The organism is Neobacillus terrisolis (assembly GCF_051233475.1).
In the GTDB taxonomy this organism is placed as follows: domain Bacteria; phylum Bacillota; class Bacilli; order Bacillales; family Cytobacillaceae; genus Bacillus_BU.
This window is the reverse complement of the sequence record NZ_JBKFGH010000054.1, coordinates 1-7,761: the sequence shown is the minus strand read 5'-3', so window position 1 is coordinate 7,761 and position 7,761 is coordinate 1. Positions and strand designations below refer to the sequence as shown.

The 7,761-nt window shown below is 37.8% G+C and carries 8 protein-coding genes; 6 read left to right on the top strand and 2 right to left on the bottom strand.

Translation table 11 applies throughout. From position 1 onward, the window contains the following. The first annotated feature begins 530 nt into the window (after positions 1-530). The 6 genes from ACI48O_RS22625 to ACI48O_RS22600 all read left to right on the top strand — a co-directional run bounded on the left by ACI48O_RS22625 (position 531) and on the right by ACI48O_RS22600 (position 4,518). Positions 531-1,439, top strand: coding sequence for a sulfite exporter TauE/SafE family protein (locus tag ACI48O_RS22625; protein ID WP_435564073.1), 909 nt, complete (start codon positions 531-533; stop codon positions 1,437-1,439). A 204-nt stretch (positions 1,440-1,643) separates the two neighbouring features. Beyond that, positions 1,644-2,093 (top strand): RrF2 family transcriptional regulator, encoded by a 450-nt coding sequence (locus ACI48O_RS22620; protein WP_435564072.1) that lies wholly within the window; start codon positions 1,644-1,646, stop codon positions 2,091-2,093. After that, complete coding sequence (locus ACI48O_RS22615) at positions 2,077-2,265, top strand: YezD family protein (RefSeq protein WP_435564071.1); 189 nt, start codon at positions 2,077-2,079, stop codon at positions 2,263-2,265. The genes ACI48O_RS22620 and ACI48O_RS22615 overlap by 17 nt, the downstream gene beginning before the upstream one ends. A gap of 227 nt (positions 2,266-2,492) precedes the next feature. After that, positions 2,493-3,812: a homocysteine synthase gene (locus tag ACI48O_RS22610; RefSeq protein ID WP_435564070.1), complete on the top strand. Its 1,320-nt coding sequence runs from the start codon at positions 2,493-2,495 to the stop codon at positions 3,810-3,812. A gap of 178 nt (positions 3,813-3,990) precedes the next feature. After that, positions 3,991-4,203 (top strand): Fur-regulated basic protein FbpA, encoded by a 213-nt coding sequence (locus ACI48O_RS22605; RefSeq protein WP_435564069.1) that lies wholly within the window; start codon positions 3,991-3,993, stop codon positions 4,201-4,203. Positions 4,204-4,236: 33 nt separating this feature from the next. Continuing rightward, positions 4,237-4,518, top strand: coding sequence for a DUF2325 domain-containing protein (locus ACI48O_RS22600; RefSeq protein WP_435564074.1), 282 nt, complete (start codon positions 4,237-4,239; stop codon positions 4,516-4,518). 94 nt (positions 4,519-4,612) lie between these two features. On the opposite strand, the gene ACI48O_RS22595 is transcribed toward ACI48O_RS22600, so the two are convergent. Both ACI48O_RS22595 and bioA read right to left on the bottom strand, forming a co-directional pair. Beyond that, positions 4,613-5,845, bottom strand: a complete 1,233-nt coding sequence (locus ACI48O_RS22595) for an MFS transporter (protein WP_435564068.1) — start codon at positions 5,843-5,845, stop codon at positions 4,613-4,615. Between the two features lie 152 nt (positions 5,846-5,997). After that, positions 5,998-7,350, bottom strand: coding sequence for an adenosylmethionine--8-amino-7-oxononanoate transaminase (bioA, locus tag ACI48O_RS22590; RefSeq protein WP_435564067.1), 1,353 nt, complete (start codon positions 7,348-7,350; stop codon positions 5,998-6,000). Between the last annotated feature and the right edge of the window lie 411 nt (positions 7,351-7,761).

Genomic DNA, 7,761 nt, shown 5'->3' with positions numbered 1-7,761 from the left:
CACTATTTCTCTTACTCATAGTGGACTCCTCCCCTTATGACTAAATTGTACTCCTACTAAATTTAGGTGTCCAAATTAGTAAGGGGGCTAAAAAGATATGGACCAATTTTGAAAATATATAGACCAAGTTTGAAAATATATGGACCAAGTCTGGAAATATATCGGACAAGCTTAAAAATTTATGAGACAAGTTTTCCAAATATGCTCATGTTTCTTACGATATGGACCACCAATATTCCCTTATGAACGAAAATCCTCTAGGTTATCGCTAATCCCTTAATATTATGCAACCCCCATTCCAATACACCCCCTTAAAAAATACAGTTCATCGCTGTTGCTAACCTTTCTCCACTGATATTAAGTGATTAACCATTAATTCCTATAAAATATAGTTGACAGGTAGGAATTATAGGTATTAAAATAAATTAAAAATTAAGATGATTTAAAGGAACGCTGATCGGTCAACCGAAGGTCTTCCAAATTAATCGAAAGTGTGTAAGTAAAAAAGATTACTTATGTGGAGGATTTTTATGAAAAAGTTAATTGTCTTTGCCTTTATTGGATTTTTAGCTCAGTTGATCGATGGTGCATTAGGGATGGCTTATGGAGTTACGTCATCATCTTTACTACTAGCGTTTAGTATTGCACCAGCCGTTGCATCCGCTTCCGTGCACCTATCAGAAGTCTTTACAACAGCGGCATCGGGTGTTTCTCATATTAAATTCGGAAATGTTGATAAAAGCATGGTTTTAAAATTAATCGTGCCAGGTTCTGTAGGTGCATTTTTAGGTGCAACATTCTTAAGTAATATCCCTGGAAATTTGGCAAAACCTTATGTTTCCATTTTTCTACTGTTACTTGGTCTTTATGTTCTATTTCGTTTTTTATTAAACTACAAACCTATTGTTGAAAATGGAAAAGCAACGCTTACTCGAAAGCAAGCCATACCGTTAGGTTTTATTGCCGGTTTTATGGATGCAACTGGTGGAGGCGGCTGGGGACCTATCGCCACACCTGTTTTATTAAGTAAAAATGGGATGAGTGCGAGAAAAGTGGTCGGAACCGTTGATACAAGTGAGTTTGCAATTGCATTATCCGCTTCGATTGGGTTCTTCATTTCCTTGGGCTGGTCTGAGGTAAATTGGTTTTGGGTAACGGCTTTAATTATTGGGGGAGTAATCGCTGCTCCAATCGCAGCGTGGTTAGTTCAAAAGGTACATCCGCAACTAATGGGAGTACTGGTTGGCGGGTTTATTATCTTAGTCAATTCTAGAACACTCTTTACAACATGGATTGAAGATTCGTCAGTTTACCCATATTTATATGCAGTCATTTTGATCGGTTGGTTAACTGCCATTCTTTTTGCAGTAAATAAAATCGTAGGGAAACAACTTCCAAATCTATTAACTCGAAAAAGTACTAGGAATATAGCTGAATAATGCCTAAAAGTCGACTGGAATACTCGACTTCAAAATTATAAATAAATTTGCCTGAAAGTTGACAAGAATACTCGACTTTCGAATTTCAAAATTTAAAACGCGCCAAAAAGTCGACTAGAATACTCGACTTATATATTGAAATAAGAATCTAAAACGCGCCTTAAAGTCGACTGAAATACTCGACTTTATGAAGGAGGAATAAAAATGAAGATATCCAGTAAAGGGGAATACGCATTACGTGCCTTATTAGCATTGGGGCAGCATCAAGGGAATGTGATGACCATACAGGAAATTTCAGAAAAAACACTTGTGACGGTTAGTTATCTGGAACAAATCCTGCTTCAACTTAAAAAGCATGATTATGTTAGTAGTAAAAGGGGCGTCAGAGGTGGATACCTCCTTCATAAAAAGGCTAATGAAATAAATATTGGTGAAGTTGTTCGAAATTTAGAAGGACCATTGTCTCCTATGGGGTGTGCTTCTATAACAAAATATGAACCATGCCCTTTAGAGGGAGGCTGCCAATTGAAGCCGCTTTGGTCTTTAGTCAGAGACACCATTGCCTATGTACTAGAACGGACCACTCTTGAGGATTTGCTTACAAACCGGGTTAGTTTATTGAAAGGGGAGGATTTTGTTGTCTTCAAAAACTAAAATTGATCAAGAAGTGATCGATAAAATTATTAGCATTTTAGAAAACATTGAGTATGGTACAGTGCAAATTACTGTTCACGATTCGCAGATTACCCAAATTGAAAAGGGCGAGAAATATAGATTTAGTATGAAAAAAAGCAGTGAACGGATAAAGAATATTCAAGGTACATAGCGTCATAACCTATTGATCTATTTCAATAGAGAATGTACCGTTCATGAAAGCTGATTGGTCATCCAAAGGCTCCTTACGCAATGCGAAAAGGAGTTTTTTTATAACCAGAATTAATAGTCTAAAAATTAGGAAAAATCAGTTGACAAATATTGGGTAATTATATATTATTAACTAAACTTATTAACCCTATAAATTTAGTTGGTTTTTTAAAAAAGGGAGGAATTATAATGGCAAATGAAAGAAATCAAAGATTAGAAACAAAGGCAATTCATGCAGGACAGCAACCGGATCCAGCTACCAATTCACGTGCAGTACCGATTTACCAAACATCATCCTTCGTATTTAATGATAGTGAACATGCAGCAAATTTATTTAATTTAAGTGAAGCTGGAAATGTATATTCCCGAATCATGAATCCAACTACAGATGTATTTGAACAAAGGGTTGCTACTTTAGAAGGCGGGATTGGAGCACTTGGGGTTTCGTCAGGACAATCAGCTACAGCATTTGCCATTATCAATATTGCCTCAACCGGAGATGAAATTGTTTCTTCAAGCAGCTTATACGGTGGAACCTATAATCTATTTTCGGCAACACTAGCAAAATTCGGAATTAATGTGAAGTTCGTTGATCCAGAGGATCCGGAAAACTTCAGAAAAGCGATTACTCCAAAAACAAAAGCAATTTATGCTGAATCAGTTGGAAATCCAAAGGGAGATGTCCTCGATATCCAAGCTGTTGCGGACATTGCCCATGAAAATGGAATTCCTCTTATTGTTGACAATACTGTACCAAGCCCATATTTATTACGACCAATTGAATTTGGAGCAGACATTGTCGTTCACTCTGCAACTAAATTTATTGGCGGGCATGGGACAACGATTGGCGGAGTGATTGTTGATAGCGGCAAATTCGACTGGAAGAAGAGCGGGAAATTTCCTGGTTTAACTGAGCCGGATCCAAGCTACCATGGCCTTGTCTATACAGATGCTGTTGGGGATGCAGCTTATATTACAAAGGCACGCGTTCAACTATTAAGAGATCTTGGTTCAGCGCTGTCACCTTTCAACTCATTCCTGTTGCTACAAGGATTAGAAACATTACATCTTCGACTTGAACGTCATAGTCAAAATGCATTGAAGACAGCGGAATTTTTAGAAAAACACGATGCGGTCGATTGGGTAAGCTATCCAGGCTTGAAGAGTCATCCATCTTACTCAAAAGCACAAAAATATTTACCTAACGGGCAAGGGGCGATTTTAACCTTTGGTGTAAAAGGTGGACTAGAGGCAGCCAAGAAAGTAATCGACTCCATCCAATTATTCTCTCATTTAGCCAATATTGGGGATTCGAAATCGTTGATTATCCATCCTGCAAGCACCACCCATCAACAGCTTACAGACGAAGAACAAAGAGCAGCGGGTGTAACACCAGAATTAATTCGTCTGTCAATCGGAACCGAAGCGATTGAAGATATTCTAGAGGATTTAGATTTTGCTTTAAAAGCTAGCCAGCAAGCAAAGCAGGCGGCAAATGTAAGTAAATAAGAAAATATATTTTTTGAAATCAATTCATACTTTACAGATAAGAAATATAAAATTTGAAGTGCTGACTAGAAAAACTAGAGGCTTTCCATTTAAGATGAATTTTCTTAAATGGGGAGCCTTTTTTTAAAAAAACGGCTGACAAAAAGTAAATATGAATCTAGTGATAGGAGTGATTCATGTGAGTGATATACTTCGAAATGCTGTGGAAAAAAGACGAAAAAAATTAATCGAAAAACTGATAGCTTTCAATGTTTATAAAAAGGAAGATAAACATCTTTTCGAGTTATCCCTAACAGAGCTGGAAAGTGAATATCGAAGATTTCAATCTCAAAGCCATCCACATGGTGATTTTGGATCGTTAAAAATGATTAGCTACAAATCTCAACAGTAATCAAATGATAGGGAGGTGCTAAAGTTGAAATCAATGTTAATTATAGGCGGAGACCATCTCGGTAATATTACAAAAAATTTAGAAGGACAGGGATTTCAAGAAGTATTCCACATTAACGGCCGAAAAACCCAATCGATTCGCAATCATATTCCAAGTGAAATTGACATCATTTTAGTGTTGACGGATTTTATTAATCACAACCTATCCAAATCGATTAAACGAAGGGCTCAGGAGCAGGGAATTCCAATATGTTTTTCCAAACGATCTTGGTGCTCGATCTATAAGGAAATACGAAGCATATCAACTTGCAATTAAAATTTGTTAGACAAAAATGGATTCCTGATGAAATAGAAAAAGGGGCTGACCCGTTTATCAGTCCCAGAAATTTTAATTCATTTTTAAATCTACTCTACGATTCGTACTTTTCAAACAACCCTCGTTTTTCGGATTGCGGTTTTGGCGGTTTTATAAAAAATAACGCAAGAATAGCAGTAATGATTGAAATCCCTGTAACGCTAAAAAATAACGATTTATGTGAGTAGTCGCGAAGTATAGCAAAAATCGGTGGACCCAAAGCGACCCCAACAAACCTCATACTACTATATATCGAAGAAACGGTACCTCTTTCTTTCTTTTTAAATCCACTAGTGATAAGAGCGTCAAGACAAGGTAATGATGCTCCAATTCCAATCCCGCTTACCGCGAGGGTAGTAATAAGGAAATAAATATTTTTTGAAAAACTTGTGCTCCAAAGTGCAAGTGTGGATAGAAGCAGTCCAAAAAAGGTGATCCACTTCATTAAGCTCTTATTTTCTCCAATCGTTTTCCCTGTTATATAGGAAGAAAGTGATAATGCTGCAAGTGGAATGGCTAAGACTCCGCCTTTCTTTATACCTTCAATATGATAAATTTCCTCAAGGAGGGAAGATAAATAAAAGAGCATTCCAAATAGGATAAACATGCAAATGCCGCCGACTGTAAAAATTGTAAATAACCAACGAGCATCTCGTTTAAAGATGTTCTTAATGGAATTCAAAAACACCTTGAATTTTGGAGGTTCTTCTTTTTCTTTTGGAGCTTTAATAAAAATTCCAACTAATAAGATCGACAACAAACAAAAAATCGGGAAAGCTAAAAAAGGCAAAAACCAGAAAATGGACGCGAGGAAGGCTCCAAGGATCGGACTTAAAACTTTTCCAACTGTATTAGATGTTTCAATTAATCCAAGACCTGAGCTGACCTCCTTTTCGTCGCAAAACATGTCTCCGATCAGTGGGAGAACAATGGGGCTAGCTCCAGCTGCACCAATTCCCTGAAGAACCCTCCCGACTAATATCATGAGATAAGGGTCATTCATTTTCCATGAAGCCCAGCCGGAAATAACACCTCCTATTCCTGCTGCAATAAGACTGGGGATAATCACTTTTTTTCTTCCAATTCGGTCGGAAAGATACCCAGCAATCGGGATTAAGATGATGGCCACACCTGAATAAATTGTAATGATTAAGCTAGACTGAAATGGAGTTATATCCAGTTTCTTTTCCATAATCGGTAATACAGGAATCAACATGGAATTGCCTAATGTCATTACCAATGGTACTGAAGCTAAAGAAATTAGCCCCGACGTCTGTTTATGTTCCATAAAGGATCCTCCACAATGTTCTTGTAATTAAGTTGCCCAATTTAAAATTATTTTAGGTGACAGGGGGACGGTTCTTGTGCTTCCTTTTTTTGGGTGACAAGGGGTGACAAGGGGACGGTTCTTGTGCCTCCTTTTTTGAGATGTCCCCCTGTTCAAAAATATTCGACGATGGCTTGGTTGGCTTTGTTGATCATGGTTCGGATTTCATTTTCTTCGATGACGTATGGCGGCATGAAGTAGAGAACGTTGCCTAAAGGTCTTATTAATAGGCCTTTTTCAAGGGCAATCTGATAAATTTTATAACCGACGCGTTCTGTGCTTGGTAGAGGTTCTTTCGTTTCTTTGTTTTTTACTAATTCAATCGCGCCCACCATTCCAACTTGTCGGTATTCACCTACATTAGGGTGTTGAAGAAATGTCTCTGAAGCCAGTTCTCTCATAAAAGCACTTTTCTGTTGGATTTTTTTTATGTACTCTTCTTCTTCAAAAATTTTTAAAACTTCGAGTGCAACCCGGCAGGCTAATGGATTTCCCGTATAGCTATGCGAATGCAAGAACGCCTTATTGTTTTTATAATCATCATAAAAAGCATCATAGACTTCATCATTGGTGAGGACAACAGACAATGGTAGGTATCCCCCGGTGAGACCTTTTGATAGGCACATGAAATCTGGAGTAATACCTGCTTGTTCACAGGCGAACATCGTTCCGGTCCGGCCAAATCCTACCGCGATTTCATCTGCGATAAAATGAACATCGTACTGACTGCATAATTCCTTCAATTTAGTTAAAAAGGCAGGAGGATACATTTTCATTCCGGCTGCAGCCTGGATTAACGGTTCAATAATCACAGCAGCTATTTCCTGATGATGTTGTTGTAACATCGCTTCGACGGAAGAGATGCATGGAGTGTTGCAATGGGCGGGGCTTTCATGAAAAGGACATCTAAAGCAGTCCGGCCCCTGTGCCCGCAATGTATCAAGCAAAAGCGGCTGGTAAATGTCACTATAAAGACCGACGCCACCAACTGATAATGCACCAAGTGTTTCCCCATGATAAGCATCCGAAAAAGCTAAAAAGCGTTTTTTATTTGTTTTCCCCTTTTGAAGATGGTACTGAAAGCTCATTTTTAAAGCGACTTCGATGGCGGAAGATCCGTTATCGGCAAAGAAAACCTTTGATAAGCCATCTGGCGTAATTTTTACAAGCTTTTCGGCAAGTAGTGTTGCTGGTTCATGTGTGAAATTGGCAAAAATAACATGCTCCAGTTGAAAGGCTTGATTCGCTAGCGCCCTGCTGATCCGTTCATTTGCATGTCCGAATAAATTGACCCACCAAGAAGAGACGGCATCAATATATTCCTTGCCGTTTTCATCGTATAAGTAAATTCCCTTCCCACTTTTAATGACAATAGGTGGGAATTCCTCGTAATCCTTCATTTGAGAACATGGGTGCCAAACATGTTGTAAATCCGTTTTTTGTAAATGCGAAAGTGTAGCAATCAAAGTGTTCAAACCCCTTGTTTAAAATTTTTTGTAGGTTTTAAATGCTGCGTGTTTTTGTTAACTATTTTATTTAAAAGGTTAACATATAGAAAATATTCCTGTAAATATCAGGATTTAAATAAGGAAAAATTAATTTGTTAACCGATTGACATATCTGGTTAACAATCATATATTTTAAATGTTCCCTTTTTTGCAAAAGGCAGGGGTGATTTTTAGCGTATTTGTTTCAGGCAGGGACTGTGTGAGACTTTATGGGGATTGGCTGGTGACCATATCGAAGGAAATATGAGCATATATCGAAAACTTGTCTCATATCTTTTTAGCCCCCTTACTAATTTGGACACCTAAATTTAGTAGGAGTACAATTTAGTCATAAGGGGAGGAGTCCACTATGAGTAAGAGAAATAGTGT

Bases quoted from the DNA above. Each gene is read 5' to 3' on its own strand.
- ACI48O_RS22625 (WP_435564073.1), top strand. From the start codon at position 531: ATGAAAAAGTTAATTGTCTTTGCCTTTATTGGATTTTTAGCTCAGTTG.
- ACI48O_RS22620 (WP_435564072.1), top strand. From the start codon at position 1,644: ATGAAGATATCCAGTAAAGGGGAATACGCATTACGTGCCTTATTAGCA.
- ACI48O_RS22610 (WP_435564070.1), top strand. From the start codon at position 2,493: ATGGCAAATGAAAGAAATCAAAGATTAGAAACAAAGGCAATTCATGCA.
- ACI48O_RS22600 (WP_435564074.1), top strand. From the start codon at position 4,237: ATGTTAATTATAGGCGGAGACCATCTCGGTAATATTACAAAAAATTTA.
- ACI48O_RS22595 (WP_435564068.1), bottom strand. From the start codon at position 5,845: ATGGAACATAAACAGACGTCGGGGCTAATTTCTTTAGCTTCAGTACCA.